The organism is Halopseudomonas sabulinigri, assembly GCF_900105255.1.
Taxonomy (GTDB): domain Bacteria; phylum Pseudomonadota; class Gammaproteobacteria; order Pseudomonadales; family Pseudomonadaceae; genus Halopseudomonas; species Halopseudomonas sabulinigri.
The window spans coordinates 2,510,632-2,531,723 of record NZ_LT629763.1; the positions used below are offsets into that span (position 1 = coordinate 2,510,632).

Sequence of the window (21,092 nt, forward strand, 5' to 3'; positions counted from 1 at the left end):
CTCGACCGGGGCTGTTGGTTATCGCCTGGGCTAACTGCCAGTCAATCCGCGGGCGCCTCCACCAGTTTGTTGAGTTGCTCGCGGGCGCTGTTGAGCAGGTGGTCAGACAAGGCTTCATCACTCACGCTGCGCGACAACAGCAGCGCGCCCACCAGCGCCGAGAGCACCAGCACGCTCTTGTCTTCGGCATCATCACCGTCGAGCTTGTCGGCCAGATTGGCCAGACGGTCATTGACCACCTGATCGGTGGTCGCGCTGGCCTGACCGCGCTGGCCCAGCTCGGCCGACATGGTCGGTAACGGGCAGCCGCGATCCGGGTTGCTGCGGTGCTCGGGCGTCAGGTAGGTATCGATCAGCGCCGAGGCCGGCGCATCAGGACCCAGGTGCATGGCCAATGAGGCGCGCAGGTTACTGGTGGCATGCTGCAGGGCCTTTTCGACCAACTCATCCTTGGACTTGAAGTGCGCGTAAAAGCCGCCGTGGGTCAGCCCCAACGCCTTCATCAGCGGCTGCAGGCCAGTCGCGCCAACGCCGTCACGGCGAAAGCGCCGCGACGCCTCTTCCAGAATCAGCTGGTGGGTTTTGGCCTTGTGATCTTCCGAATAACGCATAGCGTCTCCCGCCGTTAAATACAGAGCATCATTCTATACCCGTCAGGCCACCACTGCAGCATCAGGCATGACCGCCGGTCGCCACAGGTGCCGGCTCATCCGCTGGCGGATCATCACGCAGCACCAGGCTGCACAGCGCCGGCAGGAACAGCAGGGTGAGCAGCGTACCCATGGACACCCCGCCAATCAGCACAAAGGCCAGCGACGACCAGAACACCGAGAACGTCAGCGGAATGAACGCCAGCGCCGCCGCAAGCGCGGTCAGCACCACTGGTCGTGCGCGGCGAACCGTGGCCTCGACCACCGCCTCGTGAATCGGCATGCCGTGATTCTGGTTCTGGCGAATCTGGTCGGTGAAGATCAGCGTATTGCGCATCAGGATGCCACCGATGCCGATCAGCGCCAGGATCGCGTTGAAACCGAACGGCTGGTTGAAGATCAGCAGGGCCGGCACCGCTCCCACCAGCCCCAGCGGCGCCGTGGCGAAGACCATCAGCATGACGCCAAAGGAGCGCACCTGGAACATGATCACCACCAGCATCAGCAGAATCATGATCGGGAAGAGTACCGCCAGCGCCTTGTTGGCAATAGCGCTTTCCTCCACTGGCCCGCCCATGGTGATGCGGTAACCCGGTGGCAGCTCGGCGAGCAGATCCTGCAGATCGGCGTAGGCCGCCAGCTCGGCGTCCGGCGGCTGAATGCCAGGCGCGGTATCGGCGCGTACCTCAAAGGTGGGCTCGCGGTTGCGCCGGCGCAGGATCGGGTCTTCCATCACCGGCTCAAAACGGCCGACCTGCTGCAGCGGAATGGCGCGGCCAGCATCACTGGTAATGGTCAGGTTCTCGATGCTGTCCAGGTTCTCACGCTGCGCGTTGATCGCCCGCACCACCACCGAGACGGTGCGATTGCCCTCGCGCACCTCGGTGATCGGATTACCCGACAGCAGGGCATTGATCTGCGACTTGACCTGCGCCGGGGTAAAACCCAGCAGGCGCAGGCGATCCTGATCGAGCACCAGCCGGTAGCTGCTGGCTTTTTCGCCCCAGTCGATAAAGGTGTCGCGGGTCATGGCATTGGCCTCCACCCGCGCGCGCACCTGTTCGGCAATCTCGCGCAGCGGCCCCAGCTCCGGGCCGCTGACGCGGAACACCACCGGGAAGGGCACCGGCGGACCGAATACCAGCTGGGTCACGCGCACCCGCGCCCCCGGGAATTCACCCGCCGCCACCCGCTCACGCATACTCGCCATCAGCTCGTCACGGGCTGCCGCATCAGCCGTCTGCACGATGATCTTGGCAAAGGCCGGATCCGGTAGTTCCGGGTTCAGCGAGAGGAAGAAACGCGGTGCGCCGCCGCCCACATAGGCGTCGACAATCTCCGCTTGCGGCTCCTGCAACAGCGCCTGCTCAACGCGCTGCACCACCGCCTCGGTATTCTTGAAGGCAGTGCCCGGTGGCATGTAGACCTCAAGCATCACCTCGGAGCGGTCGGAGTTGGGGAAGAACTGTTTCTTCACCACGCCCATGCCCATCACGCAGGCGACAAACACCAGGACCACCACGCCGGTCACCGGCCAGCGCCAGCGGATGCAGTTCTCTACCAAGGCACGCAGACGACGGTACATCGGCCCAGCATAGAGCGCGTCGTGCCCACCGCTGACCGGCTTGATGTCAGGCAGCATCTTGACCCCCAGATAGGGCGTGAACACCACCGCCACCAGCCAGGAGGCAATCAGCGCAAAGCCGACAATCCAGAAGATGTTGCCGGCGTACTCTCCGGCGCCGGAGCGGGCAAAACCCACCGGCAGAAAGCCGATGATGGTCACCAGGGTACCGGTGAGCATCGGGGCGGCCGTCGAGGACCAGGCAAAGGTGGCCGCCGACAGGCGGTCCATGCCCTCTTCCAGTTTCACCACCATCATTTCGATGGCGATGATGGCATCGTCCACCAGCAACCCCAGCGACAGAATCAAGGCGCCCAGGGTAATACGGTCAAACTCGCGACCGGTCATCAGCATGATCACAAACACCACCGCCAGCGTCAGCGGCACTGCGGCGGCGACCACCAGGCCGACGCGAAAGCCCAGCGCCAGAAAGCTGATCACCATGACCACACCCAGCGCCACAAAGAACTTGAGCATGAATTCATCCACCGCGCGGCTAATCTTGCTCGCCTGGTCTGACACCTTGGTGAAATGAATACCCAGCGGCAGGCTGTCCTGCAGGCGCTGCTCTTCGGCGATCAGCGACTTGTCCAGCTCCAGCCCGTTGAAGTGCTTCTGCATGATCACGCCAAGCATCAGCGCCGGCTCGCCCTGGTGGCGAATACGGTAGCTGGCGGGGTCTTCGTAGCCCTGGCGCACCTGCGCCACGTCGGCGATGCGCAGCACCCTGCCGTTGGCTACCACAGGTACGTTTTCGATCTGCTCCAGGCTGTCAAAGGCGCCATCCAGGCGGATATAGGCGCGCGGTCCGGCGGTCTCGACCGAGCCGGCCGGCGCTACCGCGTTCTGCCGCGCCAGCGCCGAAAAGATCTGATCCGGGGTCAAACCGAGGGTCGCCAGACGCTGATAGGAAAACTCGACAAAAATACGCTGCGGCTGCTCGCCGAGAATATTGACCTTTTTCACTCCCGGCAGGTGCAGAAAGCCCTGGCGCATTTGCTCGGCCAGCTGCACCAGCTGGCGGTGCGGGAGCTGCCCGGCTTCCAGCGCGTAAAGCGCGAAATAAACGTCGTTGTACTCGTCGTTGAAGAACGGGCCGTGCACGCCGTCGGGCAATTTGCTGGCCTCGTCCGAGAGCTTCTTGCGCGTCTGGTAGAACAGCTCGGGGATCAGCTCGGGCGGCGCGGCGTTGGAGAAAATCACCTTCATCGCCACAAAGCCCGGTTGCGCCGTGGTTTCTACCCGGTCGTAGTAATCCAGCTCCTGAATCCGCTTCTCCAGCCGGTCAGCCACCTGCTCCTGCATTTCCTTGGCGGTAGCGCCAGGCCAGGCGGCGGTGATGGTCATTACCTTGACGGTGAAGGACGGATCCTCGGCGCGCCCCAGCTTGCCGAAGGCAAAGGCCCCCGACAGCAGCACGGCAATGATCAGAAACAGCGTCACCGCCGGGTTGCGCACCGCCATCGCGGAGAGATTGAAGCCCGCCATGATCAGAGCGTCCGTGCAGCTGAGTCGACCGCCCAGGACGGCGGCGGCAGCAGCTCGACAGCATCCCCCTCATGCAGCAGGTGCGCGCCCAGCGCGACTATCTGCTGGCCTTCTTCCAGGCCGGCCGACAACAACGCATATTCCTGCCCCAGGCTGGCCACGGTGACCGGGGTAAAGCGTACCCGGCTGGCGTCCTCGATGACCCAGACGCCAACGCCCTGGCCACGGTCGTAGAGCGCTCCCAGCGGGACTCGGGTAAGCGCCGAACTGGCACTGTCATCCAGATGAATACTGATGGTCGAGCCAATGGCCAGCGGCGCCTCACCATCGCCCAGCACATAGCGGGCGCGGTAAGTGCGAGTGATCGGGTCCGCGGCGGCAGACAGTTCCCGCAGCTTGGCCGGAATAACTGTATCGGGATCACCAAACAGCTGCGCGGCGGCGTTGTGATCGGCCAGGTGCCGCTGGGTTTCCGGGATACTGATGACCGCTTCGCGCGCGCCACTGTGTGCCAAGGTCGCCACTACCTGCCCGGCGGCGACCACCTGCCCGCGATCGACCAGAACATCGGTGATCACGCCGTCGGCATCGGCGCTCAGGGTCGAGTAGCCACGCTGGTTTTCCACCTGCGCGGCATCAGCGCGGGCGGAGGCCATATTCGCCTCGGCCACGCGCAGGCCGGTGACCACTTCGTCGAAGGCGCGGCGCGACACCGCGCCTTTTTCCGCCAGCTCGCGATAGCGCTTCTCGTCGTCGCGGGCCTGCTGCAACGAGGCCTGGGCCGAGCGCACGCGGTTGTTGGCGGCGCGCAGGGCCAGCTCAAAGTCGTCCACGTCGAGCACCAGCAGCACATCACCCTTGTTGACCCGTTGGCCGGGGTCAATCCGTCGCTCGATGACCTTGCCGGCCACCCGGAAGCCCAGTTCGCTTTCGGTACGTGCGGCGACGACGCCGGTAAAGGTCGCGCCACGGTTGGCAGCCGGGTGTACTTCGGCCGCCAGCACCAGGCGCGGCTGCGCGCCCTCGGGGGCTGCCTCGGCTTCGCTGTCATCCGCCTGGTTACAGCCAGCCAGTAATCCCAGCAGACACATCAGCAACAGGTTTTTCCCAGCAGACATCCTGAACTCTCCCTAGCGGGGCCGCACACGGCCCTATACGGTTTTTAATTATTGGTCCGACCCGCCATCATATGGCTTCGAGCAGGGTGGCAACGCCCTGACCGCCGGCGATGCACTGCGTGGCCACGGCGTAACGTGCGCCGGTACGCTGCAACAGCGCGGCGGCCTTGCCGGTAATGCGCGCGCCGGTGGCGCCCAGCGGATGCCCCAACGCCAGGGCGCCGCCGTCCAGATTGACCTTTTCCAACGGCATGCCCAACTCACGCAGGCAGGCAATCGACTGGCTGGAAAACGCCTCGTTGATCTCCATCAGGTCGATATCATTGATGCTCAGCCCCGCGCGGGCAAGTACTTTACGCGTCGCTTCCACCGGACCCATGCCCATGATCTCCGGCGCACAGCCACCCACCGCCACCGCCTTGATCCGCGCCAGCAGCGGCAAACCGTGACGGCGGGCAAAGTCTTCGGTGCACACCAGCACGGCCGCGCTGCCATCGGTCAGCGGCGAGGCGGTACCGGCCGTGACCACACCGCCAAAGGCCGGCTTGAGCTGAGACAGGGCCTCCAGGTTGGTGCCCGGACGAATACAGCCGTCTTCGGTAACCTGGCCATCGGGCGTGTCTATGGCTACCAGCTCATCCATCAGCAGGCCGGCCTCACGCGCCTTCGCGGCCTTGGCGTGCGACAACACGGCCAGTTCATCCTGCTCCTCACGGCTGATGTCAAAGCGCCGAGCAACCTCTTCGGCGGTGTGCCCCATGGCCATGTAAACCTCGGGGTAGCTCTGCAGCAACTGCGGGTTGGGGGAGGGGTTGAAGCCACCCATAGGCACCCGCGTCATCGATTCCACCCCGGCGGCAATATACGCCTCGCCCGCGCCCAGCATCAGCTGGCCGGCGGCGAAATGAATGGCCGTCATCGAAGAGCCGCAAAAGCGATTGACCGTAACGCCGCCCAGCGTCTCGGGGAAACCCGCCCGGAAGCTGGCGATACGCGCGATATTGGTGCCCTGTTCCGCTTCGGGGTAGGCGCAACCCATGATCACGTCTTCCAGCAGCGCAGGATCAAGATCAAGGCGAGCCACCAGGCCTGCCAGCACCTGCGCGGCTAGGTCGTCGGGCCGTAGGTTGACCAGCGCACCCTTGCGCGCAAACTGGAATGGAGAGCGAACATAACCGGCAATGACGATGGATTTCATGCTGTTTTCCTCTGGGACAGGGACAGTGATTACGGTTAAATGATAACCATAATTTAAATCACCTGTATAGCATGACAACCATAATTAAATGTGCGCTTACGCGCTTGATCTGGCGAGATAGGGCAGAAAGAGGGCACCCATGTCCTCGGCAAGTGCCTCGATGTGCGCCGGGTCGGTGTCGCGCTGGGCAAAACTGCGCAGCCCGATCACCTGACCCTGCAGCAGGCGCGCCAGCCGCGCGCAGTCCACCTCCGCGCGCAGCTCGCCCTGCGCCTGGGCGCGCGTCAGTTGCTCGGTAAACAGCTTTTCCATCTGGTCGAGCACCTGATTCGCCTGTTGTTGCAGCGCGGGCTCCTCGGCGTTCACCTCCAGCAAGGTCTTGATCACCATGCAGGCGCGCGGCGGCATACCCTCACGTACCAGGCAGGGGCCGGCCAGATTACGCAAATACTGCTGGAAACCGGCCACCAAATTACCCTCGGCGGCCAGGCACTGCGCCAGCTCCTCGCCCATCCACTGCGCGTAGCGCGTCAGGGTTTCGCTGAACAATTCACGTTTGCTACCAAAGGTGGCATACAGGCTACCGGGGCGCATATCCAGCGCCTGCTCTATGTGCTTCATCGAGGTGGCGTGGTAGCCACGCTGCCAAAACAGATCGACGGCTTTATCCAGCGCAATGCTGCGGTCGTGGCGGGCAGGTCTGGGCATGGTCGGCTCCTGGGGGCGCGCAGTCGTGCGAGGCGTTGCAAGGCTACTGCAGCGATGCTTGAACAAGCGCTCAATAATAACTTGAACGATCACTCAAATACAGCTAGGGTGAGTTTACTTGAGCAGTTGCTCAAAAAATTCCCTCTACCGACCTCGGGAGATCCCATGTCAGATTTCACTTTGCACGACAAAACCTCAGCCCCGGAAGCCTCCAAGGCACTGCTGGACAAGTCAGAGAAAGGTTTTGGCCGCATTCCCGGCCTGCACAAGGTCATGGCCGAGGCGCCCGGTCTGCTGGATGGCTATCAGGTACTGCACGGCCTGTTTCAGGACAGCAGCTTCAACGCCGACGAGCTGACCGTGGTATGGCAGACGATCAACGTCGAACACGCCTGCCACTACTGCGTACCGGCCCACACCGGCATCGCCAAGATGATGAAGGTATCGGACGAGATTACCGAGGCACTGCGCAACGAAACCCCGCTGCCCGACAGCAAGCTGGAAGCCCTGCGTACTTTCACGCTGGCCATGGTGCGCAAGCGCGGTGAAGTGGATAAGGCCGATCTGGACGCCTTCTACGCCGCCGGATACGCGCAGCGCCAGGTACTCGAAGTCATCCTGGGTCTGGCACAAAAGGTGATGAGCAATTACACCAACCACGTTGCAAAGACCCCGGTGGATGAGGTTTTCCGCCAGTACGAGTGGCATCCGGCCAAGTAAGCCCCCGGCGCGTCTCAGGCCGGGAAGCTGACCCGCACCAGCAGGCCGCCCGAGGTGGCCTCGTGCAGGCTGATCTCGGCGCGGTGCGCGCGGCAGATCTCGCCGACAATCGACAGCCCCAGCCCGGTGCCTTCCGGGCTCTGGTGATAAAAGCGCTCGAATACCCGGTCGCGTTCCTGTTGCGGTATGCCGGGGCCGTTGTCTTCCACTTCCAGCTGCCGCCCAGCGCTCAACCGCAGAATGATCTGGCCACCCTGCGGCGTATGCTGCAGCGCGTTATCAATCAGATTACCGAGCAACTCCTGCAACAGCGTGGGCTCACCCCAGACCGCAAACTCCTGTTCTACCTCCAGCGCCAGCGCGACCGCATGGCTGTGCGCCAGCGGCGCCATCGCCAGCGCCAGCTCCTGTACCAGCGGCGCCATGGGCACCAGTTCGGCACTGCCCTCGGCTACTGCGCGGGCACCGCGTTCGATCCGCGCCATCGACAGCAAACGGTTGGCCAACTGAATAGTACGGTCGGTGCTGTGTTCAGCCTCGTGCAGTGCCTGGCGCCAATCCGCCGGTTGCTCGCTGCGCAGGCCCAGCTCAATGCGCGCCTTGAGCGCCGCCAGCGGGGTGCGCAGCTCGTGCGACGCCTCGGCTATAAAGTCGCGCTGGCGTTCAAAGTTCTCGCGCAGGCGACCGGTAAAGTGATTGATCGCATCTACCAGCGGTCGCACCTCGCGCTGCAAGCCTTCGGTCTCGATGGGCCGCAGATCGTCGCTGCGCCGCTCGGCGACTTCCAGCCGCAGCCGTTGCAGCGGGCGCAGCGCCGCAGTGACCGCCAGCCAGGCCAGCAAGAGCGCGCTGGCGGCCAGCACGCCCAGATTGATCAGCGATTGGCGCAACAAGTTACGCGCCATGCGTTCGCGCGCTTCGAGGGTTTCGGCCACCCGAATCTCGGCCATACCCTGGTTGCTGGCGCCGCTGATGGGTTGCAGCAGGCTGACCAGGCGCACGCCGGTATTGCGGTACTCGGCGTTGTAGAAGCGCGCCAGGGCAGGGTAATCGTCAGTCAGAGCGATGCTGGCGTCAGCCGGTGGCAGGTCTTCATAGCCGGAGACCGAGCGCCCCTGCAGGTCGAGTACCTGATAGTAGAGCCGCCCGGTGATGTCGTAGGCGAAGTTGTCGAGGGCGATGTAGGGCACCTCGACCGAGAGCTCGCCGTCCTCATCGTACAGCCGCTCGGCAATTGCCCGCGCCGAGGACAGCAAAGAGCGGTCATAGGCGGTATCGGCGGCGCGCCGCGCGTTCCAGTAGGCGGCGCTACTGGCCAGGATCAGCAGCAGCGAGAGCACCAGCGCCAGGCGTAATAACAGCCGACCGCGCAGGCTGCCGGTCAGTCTCACGCCTCGGCCTCCAGCAGATAACCCAGACCGCGAAAGGTGACGATGCGCACGCCGCTGCCCTCCAGCTTGCGGCGCAGGCGCGAGATGTAGATTTCAATCGCATCAAGGCTGGCGTCCTGATCCAGACCAAATACCTTGCCGGCCAGTTGTTCCTTGCTCATCAACCGGCCGGGGCGGGCGATCAGGTTTTCCAATACCGCGTGTTCACGTGAGGGCAAGGCCAACACCTCGGCACCGAGGCTGAAGCGCCGGTCGTTCAGGTCGTAGACCAGCGCGCCGCATTGCTGCTGACGCTCGCCGCCCATCAGGCTGCGGCGCAGCAAGGCATTGACCCGCGCTTCCAGCTCGCTCAGCTCGAAGGGCTTTGCCAGGTAATCGTCGGCGCCCAGATTCAGCCCGCGCACCCGGTCGGCGACTTCGCCACGGGCAGTCAGCATCAGCACAGCCAGCGTCTGGCCGCGCTCACGCAATTTGCGCAGCACCTCAAAACCGTCCAGGCGCGGCAGCCCCACATCGAGGATCGCCAGGGCGTAATCCTCGCTGCGCAGGGCCAGATCGGCGGCCACACCGTCGTGCAGGCTGTCCACGGTCCAGCCCCCGTGCTTGAGCACGCGCGCCAGGCTTTCGGCCAACTCGGGATCGTCTTCTACCAGCAGAATTCGCACTGCCGTTCTCTCTTGCCAGGCTTCTGATCGGCTGAGTGTACACCGCCCGTCGGCCGCCGACAGCGCGCAATTGCTGGCCTTGCGCATGAAAGGTTGCTGAAAGGTTGCCGCATTAGCATCGCCCGACGGTCACCCACCGTACGTAGGCATCACCACAAAAAAAACAATGGAGTAAGCGCATGACCACAGCACCCGCATACAGCCGGCTACTGCCTGGCGCTCTGATCGCCACTGGCAGCCTGCTGCTCGCCCCCGTCGCCCTGGCCGACGGTTTTGTCGAAGACAGCAGCGCCAAACTCAGCACCAGCAACATCTACTTCAACCGCGACTTTCGTGAAGGCACTGGCCAATCCAAGCGCGAAGAGTGGGCGCAGGGTTTCATTCTCGACCTGCAGTCCGGCTACACCGAGGGCGCCGTGGGTTTCGGTCTGGATGCCAAGGCCATGCTGGGCGTCAAGCTGGACTCCAGCCCGGATCGTACCGGCACCGGCCTGCTGCCGACCCACGACGATGGCCGCGCCGCCGATGAATACAGCAAGCTGGGGCTGACCGCCAAGGCGCGCTACTCCGCATCCGAGCTGCAGCTGGGCACCCTGATGCCGAAAAACCCGGTGCTGCAGCCCAACACCAGCCGCATTCTGCCGCAGACCTTTCAGGGCGGCCGTGTGGATATCCACGAATTCGACAAACTCGACATCGAGCTGGGCCGTCTCACCAAGACCACCGAGCGCGACTCCACCGATGCCGAAGACATGGCACTGAATAACCGCAACCAGCGCTTTGGCGGTTCATTCAATGCCGACAATTTTGATTGGGCCGGTCTGAATTACCAATTCAGCACCAGCCTGGCGGGCAGTTATTACCTGGCACAACTGGATGATATCTACCGCCAACAGGTTTTTGGCCTGAACCACAGCACCGCGCTGGGGGCAGGTGAGTTAAGCAGCGAGCTGCGCGTCGCGATCTCCGATGATCAGGGCAGCGCTACTGCCGGCAAGATCGACAACCAGGCCTGGCAGGGCCGCGTCGGCTATGCCCTGAGCGGCCACGAGCTGAGCGCCGCGCTGCAGCAGATGCACGGCGACAACGCCTTTCCCTATATCGATGGCAGTAACCCCTTTCTGGTCAACTTCGTGCAGATCAACGACTTTGCTGAAGCCAACGAGCGCTCCTGGCAGCTCCGCTACGACTATGACTTTGCCGCCCTGGGCATCCCCGGTCTGAGCTTCATGAGCCGCTACATCAGCGGTGACGACGCCAAACCGGCCGCCGGTGGCAATGGTTCGGAGTGGGAACGCAACACCGAGCTGCAGTACGTGTTCCAGGATGGCGCACTGAAAAATCTCGGCCTGCGCTGGCGCAACGCGAGCTACCGCTCGGACTTTGCCCGCGACGCCGATGAGAACCGCCTGATCGTCAGCTACGCCTTGCCGATCTGGTAAGCCAACGCGACGCAATCACCTAGAATAAAAGCTATGAGGAGTTCCGCGATGAAATCAGCTATTCACTCTGCCCTGCTCGCCGCCCTGTGTTTCGGCATGGCCGGCTACACCCTGGCCGACGAACCCAAGCGCCCCGAGTGCATTGCCCCGGCCTCGCCCGGCGGCGGCTTCGACCTGACCTGCAAACTGGCGCAAAGCGCGCTGCTCGACGGCAAGCACCTGAGCCGCCCCATGCGCGTGACCTACATGCCCGGTGGCATCGGCGCCGTGGCCTACAACGCCGTGGTGGCCCAGCGCGCCGACGAGCCCGGCACCATCACCGCCTTCTCCACCGGTTCGCTGCTGAACCTGGCGCAGGGCAAGTTCGGCCGCTATGACGAAAGCGCCGTGAAATGGCTGGCGGCGGTAGGTACCAGTTACGGCGCCATCGCCGTGCGCGCCGACTCCGAATTCAAGACGCTGGACGACCTGGTTGCCGCGCTGAAGAAAGACCCCGCCAAGGTCGTCATCGGCTCCGGCGGCACCGTCGGCAGTCAGGACTGGATGCAGACCGCCCTGGTAGCCCGCGCCGCCGGCATCAATCCGCGCGCCCTGCGTTACGTGGCGATGGAAGGCGGCGGCGAGTTGGCCACCGCCCTGCTGGGCGGCCACATTCAGGTCGCCAGCACGGATATTTCCGACTCCATTCCGCACATCGAGAGCGGCGGCATCCGCATTCTGGCGATCCTTGCCGATGAGCGTCTGCCGGGCGAGACCGTCGAGGACATTCCCACCGCCAAAGAGCAGGGTTATGACGTCAGCTGGCCGGTGGTACGCGGTTTCTATATGGGGCCGGAGGTCAGCGATGAGGACTTTGCCTGGTGGAAGAACAGCTTTGACGAGCTGCTCGCCTCCGATGACTTCGCCACCCTGCGCACCCAGCGCGAGCTATTCCCCTTCGCCATGACCGGCGACGAGCTGGATACCTACGTCAAACAGCAAGTAGGTCAATACAAGGCGCTCGCCTCCGAGTTCGGCCTGGTTCAGCAACCCTAACCGCCATTCAGTAACAGCTTGCCAGCGCGCGGCCGCCCGGCCCGCGCTGCGCCGGCGAGGACACCACCATGCTTTATCAACGTCTGTTTGCGGCGGGCCTGCTGCTGGCTTGCCTGTGCCTCGGCACCATTGCCTGGGGCTTCCATGCACCCTTCTCCTACGAACCCGTAGGGCCGCGCGCCTACCCGCTGATGCTGCTGATTCTGCTTGCCCTCGGCGCGCTGGTACTGCTGATCAAGCCGGCCCTGGAAAGCAGCCCGAGCGATGAGCCGGCGCTGACCAAGCCCATGCTGGTCAAGGTGGCGGTGTGCCTGGCGCTGCTGCTGGCGCTGGCCTCGCTGTTCGAGACCCTGGGCTTCGTACCCAGCGCCATTCTCTTTGCTCTGGGTATGGCCCGTCTGTTTGGCGGCCGCTGGCTGCCCAGCGCGGTACTCGCCGTGGTGCTGGGCGTGGGTCTGTACTTCCTCTTTGACCGCATTCTGGACGTGCCGCTGCCGCTTGGCGTGCTGTCCGATCTGGAGATCTGATCATGGATACCTTGCAATATCTCGGACAGGGCTTCGACGTCGCGCTGAGCCCCAACAATCTGATTACCGCGCTGGCCGGCACGACCATTGGCACCATCGTCGGCCTGCTGCCGGGCTTGGGTCCGATCAATGGCGTGGCGCTACTGATTCCGGTCGCCTTTGCCCTTGGCCTGCCGCCGGAAACCGCGCTGATCCTGCTCGCCTCGGTCTATCTAGGCTGCGAGTACGGCGGGCGTATTTCCTCGATTTTGCTGAACATTCCCGGTGAAGCGTCGGCAGTCATGACCACCCTGGACGGCTACCCGCTGGCGCGACAGGGCAAGGCGGGTATCGCGCTGTCCATCTCGGCCTGGAGTTCCTTCGTCGGCGGCATGATTGCCACCCTGGGGGTGATCATCTTTGCGCCGCTGCTGGCAAAGTGGGCGGTCTCCTTCGGGCCGGCCGAATACTTCATGCTGATGGTCTTCGCCATCGTCTGTCTGGCCGGCATGGCCGGCGACAAGCCGGTGAAAACCGCGGTCGCGGTGCTGATCGGCCTGATGCTGTCGTGCGTCGGCATCGACGCCAACAGCGGCGTCTACCGCTTTACCTTCGGCAGCCTGGGCCTGTCTGACGGCATCCAGTTTGTCGTACTGGTACTGGGTCTGTTCAGCATCAGCGAGATTCTCATGCTGCTGGAGCGCACCCACCACGGCCAGACCGCGCTGAAAACCAGCGGTCGCATGCTGTTCAACCTCAAGGAAGGCGGCTCGGTACTGGCCACCAACCTGCGCAGTGGCGTCATGGGCTTTATCTTCGGCGTGCTGCCGGGCGCGGGCGCCACCCTGGCCAGTGCCGTCAGTTACATGTCGGAGAAAAAGCTCGCGGGCGACAGTGGCCGCTTCGGTGACGGCGATCTGCGCGGTCTGGCCGCGCCGGAAACCGCCAACAGCGCCTCGGCCTGCGGCTCGATGATCCCCATGCTGACCCTCGGCATCCCCGGCTCCGGCACCACCGCAGTCATGCTCGGCGCGCTGACGCTGTACAACATTACCCCCGGCCCGCTGCTGTTCCAGAACCAGCCCGACATCGTCTGGGGTCTGATTGCCTCGCTGTTTATCGCCAATACCATCCTGATTGTGATAAACGTGCCGATGATCAAGGTGTTCACGCGCATTCTGTCGGTCCCCAACTGGACCCTGGTGCCGGCCATCGCCATCATCACCTCGATTGGCGTCTACGCAGTGCACGCGACCACCTTCGACCTGTTCCTGATGATCGCCATCGGCATCTTCGGCTACCTGCTGCGCAAGCTGGACTTCCCGCTGTCGGCTCTGCTGCTGGGCTTCATCCTTGGCGACATGATGGAAAGCAACCTGCGCCGCGCGCTGTCGATCTCCAATGGCGACCTGGGCATCCTGTTCTCCAGCCCGATTGCCATCGGCCTGTGGGCGCTGGTCGCGGTGATGGTGGCGTTGCCGTTCTGGCGTCGTTACCGCGCCAAGCGCCAACTGGCGCTGGCCAATGCCTGAGACGGCTGGCCCGCGCCGCTGGCTGCTGTTTGCCAGTGCTCCGCTCGGCGGGGCACTGGGTGGTTTTCTCGCCAGCCTGATGGGCTGGCCACTGCCCTGGATGACCGGCTCGCTGCTGGCGGTCATCCTGCTGCGCTGCAGCGGCGTGCTCTGTAGCCCGCCTGCCGGCTCACGGCAGACCGGGCAATTGATCGTCGCCAGCGCCATTGGCCTGCATTTCACCACGCCCGTCTTTGAGCAGGTACTCAGCCATCTGGGACTGATTCTGCTGGGTGCCTGCGGCACCTTTCTGCTCAGCCTGATCGGCATCAACCTGCTGACCCGCGCCGGCTACGACCGCGCCACCGCCTACTTCGCCAGCATGCCCGGCGGCGCCAGCGAGATGGCGGTGATCGGTGCGCGCCACCAGGCGAATATTGCCAATGTGGTCGCCGCCCACAGCCTGCGCTTGCTGATGGTGGTGCTGCTGATTCCGGCGCTCTTTACCTGGGCCCTGCCGCCCGTTGCGGCGCCGGCGGCGTTGCCGACCAACCTGAATATTCTCGCCTGGCTACTGCCACTGGGCGGTCTACTGGCCGTACTGCTGCGTCGCCTGCGCCAGCCCAACCCATGGATGCTGGGCCCGTTGATCGTCTGCGCGGCCGGTGGCGTGCTGCTGGATATCAACATCGCCCTGCCGCCCGGCGCCAGCGACGCCGGACAGTGGCTGATCGGCAGCGCGCTCGGTTGCCATTTCGATCGCGCCTTTTTCCGCAAGGCGCCGGCCTTTCTGCTGCGGGTATTGGCCTTCACCCTGCTGGCCATGCTGGTGGCCGCCGGCGCCGCGACCTTGCTCAGCCAGTTCGGCCAGGTCGATCGCATCAGCCTGATGCTCGGCATGATGCCCGGCGGTATCACCGAGTTGTGCCTGACCGCAGAGGCGCTGCACCTATCGGTCGCTCTGGTTACTGCCTTGCAGGTGCTGCGGTTATTCCTGGTGATGTTTCTGGCGGAGCCGTTGTTTGTGCTGTGGCAGCGTATCGGCCGCAAAGAAAGCCTATAAGGCAAACAAAAACCGGCAATACTATTTACTCAATAGACCGATCAGTCTATAAATAGCAGCATGAACACTCAAGATACCCGCAGCAGACTGATCAATACCATGCAAAGGTCGTTGCAACGCAACGGCCTGCACGGCACCGGTCTGACCCAGCTGCTCAGCCTGGCAAAGGCGCCCAAGGGTAGCCTCTATCACCATTTTCCTGGCGGCAAGGAAGAGCTGGCGCTAGCCGCCATCGCGCAAACCGCCGATCAGCTGGAGCGCTTTTTCACGCGCCTGTTCAGCGAACACGCCGACCCGCTGGACGCGGTCGCGCATTGGATCGAAAGCGCGCTGCAGCGCATGGAAGCCAGCCAGTTCAGCCTCGGCTGCCCGCTCGCCTCGGCCGCGCTGGACAGCAGCCCGGACGACCTGGATCTGCGCCTGGCGATCAACCGCGCCTTCAACCGGGTGCAACAGCAGTTCGCCGCGCATATCAGCGCCGCTGGCTACCCGGCCGATTACAGTCAGGATCTGGCCGCCTTGCTGTTTTCCAGCTACGAAGGCGGGTTGATCATGGCCCGTGTGGCGGGCGACACCCTGCCGCTGGAGCGTGCCTTCCGCGCATTACTGACGCAGGTACGACTGCAACAGAAGGTCTTTCAGCATGAGCGATAAACCCAGCACCCCGCAGCCACTGACGCTGACCGCCGCCGACGGCTATGTGCTCAGCGCCACCCTCTACCCGGCAAACCAGCCCATCGGCCAGCTGCTGGTCGGCAGCGCCACCGGCGTGCCCCAGGGCTTCTACCGGCGGTTTGCCGAGTACGCCGCCAGCCGCGGCTACACCACCCTGACGCTGGATTACCGTGGCATCGGCGGCTCGGCGCCGGCCAGCCTGCGCGGCTTCGACATGGATTATCTGGACTGGGCAGAGCAGGATCTGGCCGCCGCTGTGGAGTACCTGAGCCGCAGCGAGCTGCCGCTGTACATGGTCGGCCACTCCTTCGGCGGGCATGCCTTTGGACTGCTACCCAACCACCAGGCCATCCAAGGTTTATATACCTTTGGCACCGGTGCCGGCTGGCACGGCTGGATGCCGCGCGGTGAGCAGCTGCGCGTATTGCTGATGTGGCGGGTGATCGGCCCGCTGATTGTGCGCAGCAAGGGCTACCTGGCGTGGCGCAAGCTGGGCATGGGCGAAGACCTGCCCAAGGGTGTGTATCAGAAGTGGAAACACTGGTGCCGCTATCCACGCTACTTCTTTGAAGACCCGCACATGCCGGGTCTCGAAGCCCGCTTTGCGACGATCACCACGCCGCTGACCGCCGTCAGTGCCACCGACGATCTCTGGGCTTCACCCGCCTCGCGCGACGCCTTCATGTCGGCCTACCGCAGCGCCGATTACCGGGCCATCACCGTTGATCCGGCGAGCCGCCAACTCAAGCCGCTGGGCCACATGGGCTATTTTCGTCCGCACGCACAGCCCCTCTGGCAGGACGCGCTGGACTGGTTTGACCAACTCGATCAAGCGGCCCGCGCCGCCTGACACCCTCTGAAACTGACAAGGACACCGCCATGAACCTGAAAGACATGACCGGCCTGCAAATCATGCAGGCCGCTGCCGCTGGCAAGCTGCCGCTGGCGCCGATTTCCAAGACCATTCCCATGCAGATCAAGTTGGCCGAAGAAGGCCGCGTGGTGTTTGAAGCCACCGCCAACGAAACCCACACCAACCCACTGGGCGGCGTGCACGGCGGCTTTGCCGCGACGGTGATGGATTCGGTCACCGGCTGCTCGGCACACACCACGCTGGAAGCCGGGCAGAGCTACGGCACCATCGAGCTGAACGTGAAGATGTGCAAGCCGGTCCCCTTCAACAAGACGCTGATTGCCGAGGGCAAGGTGATCAACAAAACCCGCCGGCTGGTAATCTCCGAGGGCTACCTGCGCGACGAGACCGGCTCGCTGTATGCCTATGCGACAGCGACCAATATGATTCTCAGCTGAGCAGGCTGCAGTTAGCAAAAAGGGCGCTCACCGAGCGCCCTTTTTTACTTCAGCCAGGTGGCCGAAAACTCAGTGGCTCGGCATCACCTTGAGCAGGGTCAGTAGCTCCTGCGCTGCCTTTTCCGAGGAGCCCGGATTCTGCCCGGTCACCAGCAGGCCATCGACCAGCACGTATTCGCCCCAGTCTTCACCCTTGCTGTAGACGCCGCCCTTTTCCTTGAGCGCGTCTTCCAGCAAGAAGGGCACCACATCGCTCAGGCCAACGCCATCTTCCTCGGAGTTGGAAAACCCGGTCACCCGCTTGGCGCCGATCAGGTATTCACCGTCCTTGCCCTTGGCATTTACCAGGGCGGCAGGGGCGTGACAGACGGCACCGATCGGTTTATCGGCCTTGGCGAAGGCTTCCAGCAGGGCCAGCGAGTCGGCGTCGTTGTGCAAATCCCACATGGGGCCGTGGCCGCCGGGATAGAAGACCGCATCAAAATCACTGGCCGAGACGCTGCCAAGGGTTTTGGTATCGGCCAGTTGCGCCTTGGCGGCGGCATCGGCGTCAAACCGCTTGGTGGCCTCGGTCTGCGCATCCGGCTCGGCGCTCTTCGGATCGAGCGGTGGCTGACCGCCCTTGGGCGAGGCCAGGGTGATCTCGGCACCGGCGTCTTTCAGCACGTAATAGGGCGCGGCGAACTCTTCCAGCCAGAAGCCGGTTTTGTTGCCGGTATCGCCAAGCTTGTCGTGCGAGGTGAGAACCATGAGAATCTTCATATTGTCCCTCTCTTGTCTAACAGAAGTGGCGGCTGTACGAGGCGATTGGCGTCGAACAGCATGAATACACCCTAGTTCGGGCAGCAGTCGCGGCATTTCGTTCATTGTTATTGCCGCTGCCGACAACACAGGACCCAGAACCTCATGCAAAAAATCCTGCTCAATTGCGACATGGGCGAAAGCTTCGGCGCCTGGACCATGGGCATGGACGAGGCGGTGATGCCACACGTGGATTGCGCCAACATCGCCTGCGGCTTCCACGCCTCGGACCCGAGCATCATGCGCCGCACCGTGGCGCTGGCGGTGCAACATAACGTGCGCATCGGCGCGCACCCGTCCTACCCGGATCTGGTCGGCTTCGGGCGGCGCTCGATGAACTGCTCCGCGCAGGAAGTCGAAGACCTGCTGCTGTATCAGCTGGGCGCCTTGCAGGCCATGTGCCGCGCTGAGGGCACCGCCCTGAGCTACGTCAAACCGCACGGCGCCCTCTACAACGACATGATGCGCCAGCCTGAACTGCTGCGCGCGGTGATGCGCGCGGTGGCTGCTTTCGACGCCAGCGTGCCGCTGATGCTGCTGGCTCGGCGGGACAATCGCGAGGCCGAGGCGCTGGCAGCAGAGCAGGGCATCAGCCTGTGGTTCGAAGCCTTCGCCGACCGCGGTTACGACGCCGACGGCTATCTACTGCCACGCAATCAACGGGGCGCCGTGCACCACGCTCCAGAACGCATTCTGCAGCAGGCGCTGACCTTTGCCCGTGGCGAGGCGCTATGCGCCAGGGACGGCAGTGCGCTGCTGCTGCAGGCCGACAGCCTCTGCGTACACGGCGACAACGCTGAGTCCGTGGCGGTAGTGGCGCGCATTCGTGCCGCTTTGGATGCGTTGTGACACCGCGCATTGAAAGCGTCGCCTGGGATTGTCTGATGCTGCGATTGTTCGACGCCATCGACGAGGCCAACATGCCCTGGCTGATGGCCGCCGCCGAGCGCCTGCACAGCGCTTTTGGCGCGCAGCTGATTGATCTGGTGCCCTCCTACACCACGCTGATGCTGCATTACGACGGCCTGCAACTGAGCGAAGCGCAGGCCCGCGAAGGTATCGCCAATGCACTGATTGGACTGCAGCCGCTGGCCGCAAGCGAGACCGGCCAGCGCCACGAACTACCGGTGTGGTATCACCCCAGCGTCGGGCCAGATCTGGCGCCGTTGGCGCAACGTGCTGGCTGCAGCACCGCGCAGGTGATCGAGCACCACTGCAGCCGCGATTACCAGGTCTTTACCCTCGGCTTCACGCCCGGCTTTGCTTATATGGGCCTGGTCGACCCCAGCATCGCCGCGCCACGGCTGGCGACGCCCCGGCAACGGGTACCGCGCGGCAGCGTGGGCATCGCCGAACGGCAGACGGCGGTGTATCCGCTGGTCTCGCCCGGCGGCTGGAACCTGATTGGCCGCTGTCCATTGGCCCTGTTTGATCGTGACCGCGAGGGATACAGTCTGCTGAAACCCGGCGACAGCGTGCGCTTTGTCGCCATTGGTAGGGCCGAGTTTGAGCGCCTGGGTGGCGATCCCAGCCCTATGGAAGCTGACGCATGAGCCGCCTGCGCGTGGAGCAGACCCTGGGCTTCGCCCAGCTGCAGGACGGCGGCCGCTTTGGCGTGCGGCATCTGGGCGTCACCCAGGGCGGCGCGCTGGACTGGATCGCCCAGCACTGGGCCAACTGGCTGCTGGGCAATCCGCTGAATGCCGGCGTGATCGAGATTCCGCTCGGCGGCCTGACCCTCAAGGCTGAAGCCGATGGCTGGCTGGCGCTGACCGGCGCCGATCTGGATGCCCAGCTCGACCAGCAGCCGCTTGCGCCCTGGCAGGCCTTTTCTATACAGGCCGGCCAGCAACTCAGTTTCAACCGCCCGCGCTGCGGCGTGCGTGCCTATCTGGCTGCCAGCGGCGGCTTTGTCGCCAGCCCGGTATTGGGCGCCATCGCAACCGTTATGCGTGAAGGCCTGGGTGGTTTGCATGGCGACGGCAAAGGGCTAAAACCCGGCGATCAACTGACCTATTCGGCGCAGCCTGCAGTTAGCCAAACAATGCCGCCAGAGGCGATTCCCGATTACAGCAGCGCGGTGACGCTGCAACTGCTGCTCGGCGCACAAAGCAGCCAGTTCAGCGGCGCCAGCCTGTTTCAGCTGTGCAACCAAAGCTGGACTCTGGATCAACGCGCTGACCGCATGGGCATGCGCCTGACCGGCCCAACGCTGCGTTATCAGGGCGCGGCGCTGATCTCCGAAGGCATCCCGCTGGGTGCAGTGCAGGTACCGCCAGACGGCCAACCCATCATTCTGCTGAACGACCGCCAAACCATCGGCGGCTACCCACGCCTCGGCGCCCTCACACCGCTGTCACTGGCACGGTTGGCGCAGTGCGCACCGGGACAGCAGTTGCGAATACAGCCGATCACTCAGCAGCAAGTGAGACGCGAGCAACTGGAGTTGCTCGCGCAGTGGCAGCGTTAACAGCTAGAGCATCTACATTTGCCGTGAAATAACCGCGTGCCGCGCCAGCTTGGACTCAACGCCCGGCAATTTAGCCCGCAACGCCGAACAGTTACCCGTATAACCTTCTATCTAGAATAAGGCGCCGTTTGTATGTAGGGTCGAACGGCGCTTTCGCTGATCCCGCCTTGCCCATTCTCCTCTGAACCAGCATACGAACTGGCACAGGATGCAGCAGGACTATGAAAGTCCACATCGGCTCCGTACTGGTCTGAGATTTTCATTTCGCAATTCAGCGATTGATTGGTTGCAGAAAAAAGCACCTGATACCGCTCCGCCTTGCGCGGTGTGAATGTGGCAGTAAAACTGCACCCTCGGTTCTGGTTCAACCGAGACTCCAGGTACGACACCGCAAAGGTCAGTCGTCTGTCAGCAGCAACATCTATCGGACCAACCATTTCACGAGAGCCCGCAAACATCACGTGACCCATACTTGAGCCCAATGGCGACTGCTCACAATCCGACGCTTCGTAGGCGAATATATTGAAATAGCGGGATGTTGTTCCCTCTGAATCAGAACTCAGATCAAACGCCAGCGACGCTGCAGGCGCTCCCTTCGGAACCGCATAGCCTGGCGCACATCCCGTCAAGATGAACGCACACAAGCAAACCAGCAAAACGGTAATCTTGAAGATACTCATGGATTCGACTTTTCCCTTAGCCGAGCGGGCATATCA

At 63.5% G+C, this 21,092-nt stretch carries 21 protein-coding genes; 12 read left to right on the forward strand and 9 right to left on the reverse strand.

Going from position 1 to position 21,092, the window contains the following annotated elements; translation table 11 throughout:
• Window positions 1-41: 41 nt before the first annotated feature.
• From BLU26_RS11295 to BLU26_RS11315, 5 genes are all read right to left on the reverse strand, one after another.
• Window positions 42-611 carry a TetR/AcrR family transcriptional regulator gene (locus BLU26_RS11295; RefSeq protein WP_092286716.1) on the reverse strand — a complete coding sequence of 190 codons (570 nt, stop codon included), beginning with the start codon at window positions 609-611 and terminating at the stop codon, window positions 42-44.
• Window positions 612-672: 61 nt separating this feature from the next.
• A complete protein-coding gene (locus tag BLU26_RS11300; protein WP_092286718.1) occupies window positions 673-3,762 on the reverse strand; it encodes an efflux RND transporter permease subunit in 3,090 nt (1,029 codons plus the stop codon).
• Window positions 3,763-3,764: 2 nt separating this feature from the next.
• Window positions 3,765-4,880: an efflux RND transporter periplasmic adaptor subunit gene (locus BLU26_RS11305; RefSeq protein ID WP_092286719.1), complete on the reverse strand. Its 1,116-nt coding sequence runs from the start codon at window positions 4,878-4,880 to the stop codon at window positions 3,765-3,767.
• 67 nt (window positions 4,881-4,947) lie between these two features.
• A complete protein-coding gene (locus tag BLU26_RS11310) occupies window positions 4,948-6,078 on the reverse strand; it encodes a thiolase family protein (RefSeq protein WP_092286721.1) in 1,131 nt (376 codons plus the stop codon).
• A gap of 96 nt (window positions 6,079-6,174) precedes the next feature.
• Window positions 6,175-6,786: a TetR/AcrR family transcriptional regulator gene (locus BLU26_RS11315; RefSeq protein WP_092286723.1), complete on the reverse strand. Its 612-nt coding sequence runs from the start codon at window positions 6,784-6,786 to the stop codon at window positions 6,175-6,177.
• Window positions 6,787-6,951: 165 nt separating this feature from the next.
• On the opposite strand from BLU26_RS11315, the gene BLU26_RS11320 reads away from it, so the two are divergent.
• A complete protein-coding gene (locus tag BLU26_RS11320; RefSeq protein WP_092286725.1) occupies window positions 6,952-7,506 on the forward strand; it encodes a carboxymuconolactone decarboxylase family protein in 555 nt (184 codons plus the stop codon).
• A 14-nt stretch (window positions 7,507-7,520) separates the two neighbouring features.
• Here the strand turns inward: BLU26_RS11320 and BLU26_RS11325 are convergent, their stop codons facing one another.
• Entirely contained in the window at window positions 7,521-8,897 is a 1,377-nt protein-coding gene (locus BLU26_RS11325) for a sensor histidine kinase (protein WP_092286727.1), read from the reverse strand.
• Window positions 8,894-9,562, reverse strand: a complete 669-nt coding sequence (locus tag BLU26_RS11330; RefSeq protein WP_092288461.1) for a response regulator — start codon at window positions 9,560-9,562, stop codon at window positions 8,894-8,896. The genes BLU26_RS11325 and BLU26_RS11330 overlap by 4 nt, the downstream gene beginning before the upstream one ends.
• Window positions 9,563-9,741: 179 nt before the next feature.
• Here BLU26_RS11330 and BLU26_RS11335 point away from each other — a divergent pair, with 179 nt between their 5' ends.
• The 8 genes from BLU26_RS11335 to BLU26_RS11370 all read left to right on the forward strand — a co-directional run bounded on the left by BLU26_RS11335 (window position 9,742) and on the right by BLU26_RS11370 (window position 17,105).
• Window positions 9,742-11,004, forward strand: coding sequence for an OprD family porin (locus BLU26_RS11335; RefSeq protein ID WP_092286729.1), 1,263 nt, complete (start codon window positions 9,742-9,744; stop codon window positions 11,002-11,004).
• Between the two features lie 48 nt (window positions 11,005-11,052).
• Window positions 11,053-12,039 carry a Bug family tripartite tricarboxylate transporter substrate binding protein gene (locus tag BLU26_RS11340; RefSeq protein ID WP_092286731.1) on the forward strand — a complete coding sequence of 329 codons (987 nt, stop codon included), beginning with the start codon at window positions 11,053-11,055 and terminating at the stop codon, window positions 12,037-12,039.
• 68 nt (window positions 12,040-12,107) lie between these two features.
• Window positions 12,108-12,566, forward strand: coding sequence for a tripartite tricarboxylate transporter TctB family protein (locus tag BLU26_RS11345; RefSeq protein WP_092286733.1), 459 nt, complete (start codon window positions 12,108-12,110; stop codon window positions 12,564-12,566).
• 2 nt (window positions 12,567-12,568) lie between these two features.
• Window positions 12,569-14,077 (forward strand): tripartite tricarboxylate transporter permease, encoded by a 1,509-nt coding sequence (locus tag BLU26_RS11350; RefSeq protein WP_092286735.1) that lies wholly within the window; start codon window positions 12,569-12,571, stop codon window positions 14,075-14,077.
• Entirely contained in the window at window positions 14,070-15,119 is a 1,050-nt protein-coding gene (locus BLU26_RS11355) for an AbrB family transcriptional regulator (RefSeq protein WP_092286737.1), read from the forward strand. The genes BLU26_RS11350 and BLU26_RS11355 overlap by 8 nt, the downstream gene beginning before the upstream one ends.
• Window positions 15,120-15,179: 60 nt before the next feature.
• Window positions 15,180-15,773, forward strand: coding sequence for a TetR/AcrR family transcriptional regulator (locus BLU26_RS11360; RefSeq protein WP_092286739.1), 594 nt, complete (start codon window positions 15,180-15,182; stop codon window positions 15,771-15,773).
• Window positions 15,763-16,644: an alpha/beta hydrolase family protein gene (locus BLU26_RS11365; RefSeq protein ID WP_092286741.1), complete on the forward strand. Its 882-nt coding sequence runs from the start codon at window positions 15,763-15,765 to the stop codon at window positions 16,642-16,644. Before BLU26_RS11360 ends, BLU26_RS11365 begins: the two co-directional genes overlap by 11 nt.
• 29 nt (window positions 16,645-16,673) lie before the next feature.
• Window positions 16,674-17,105 carry a PaaI family thioesterase gene (locus BLU26_RS11370; protein WP_092286743.1) on the forward strand — a complete coding sequence of 144 codons (432 nt, stop codon included), beginning with the start codon at window positions 16,674-16,676 and terminating at the stop codon, window positions 17,103-17,105.
• A 69-nt stretch (window positions 17,106-17,174) separates the two neighbouring features.
• On the opposite strand, the gene BLU26_RS11375 is transcribed toward BLU26_RS11370, so the two are convergent.
• Entirely contained in the window at window positions 17,175-17,867 is a 693-nt protein-coding gene (locus BLU26_RS11375) for a type 1 glutamine amidotransferase domain-containing protein (protein ID WP_092286745.1), read from the reverse strand.
• A gap of 144 nt (window positions 17,868-18,011) precedes the next feature.
• Between BLU26_RS11375 and BLU26_RS11380 the strand changes: the two genes are divergently transcribed.
• From BLU26_RS11380 to BLU26_RS11390, 3 genes are read left to right on the forward strand one after another with little or no spacing between them, the layout of a single operon-like run.
• A complete protein-coding gene (locus BLU26_RS11380) occupies window positions 18,012-18,755 on the forward strand; it encodes a 5-oxoprolinase subunit PxpA (protein ID WP_092286747.1) in 744 nt (247 codons plus the stop codon).
• Window positions 18,752-19,459 carry a 5-oxoprolinase subunit PxpB gene (gene pxpB, locus BLU26_RS11385; protein ID WP_092286749.1) on the forward strand — a complete coding sequence of 236 codons (708 nt, stop codon included), beginning with the start codon at window positions 18,752-18,754 and terminating at the stop codon, window positions 19,457-19,459. The genes BLU26_RS11380 and pxpB overlap by 4 nt, the downstream gene beginning before the upstream one ends.
• Window positions 19,456-20,376 (forward strand): 5-oxoprolinase subunit C family protein, encoded by a 921-nt coding sequence (locus BLU26_RS11390; protein ID WP_092286751.1) that lies wholly within the window; start codon window positions 19,456-19,458, stop codon window positions 20,374-20,376. The genes pxpB and BLU26_RS11390 overlap by 4 nt, the downstream gene beginning before the upstream one ends.
• 107 nt (window positions 20,377-20,483) lie before the next feature.
• Here BLU26_RS11390 and BLU26_RS18595 read toward each other — a convergent pair whose 3' ends face one another.
• Entirely contained in the window at window positions 20,484-21,056 is a 573-nt protein-coding gene (locus BLU26_RS18595) for a hypothetical protein (RefSeq protein WP_157719356.1), read from the reverse strand.
• Window positions 21,057-21,092 lie beyond the last annotated feature (36 nt).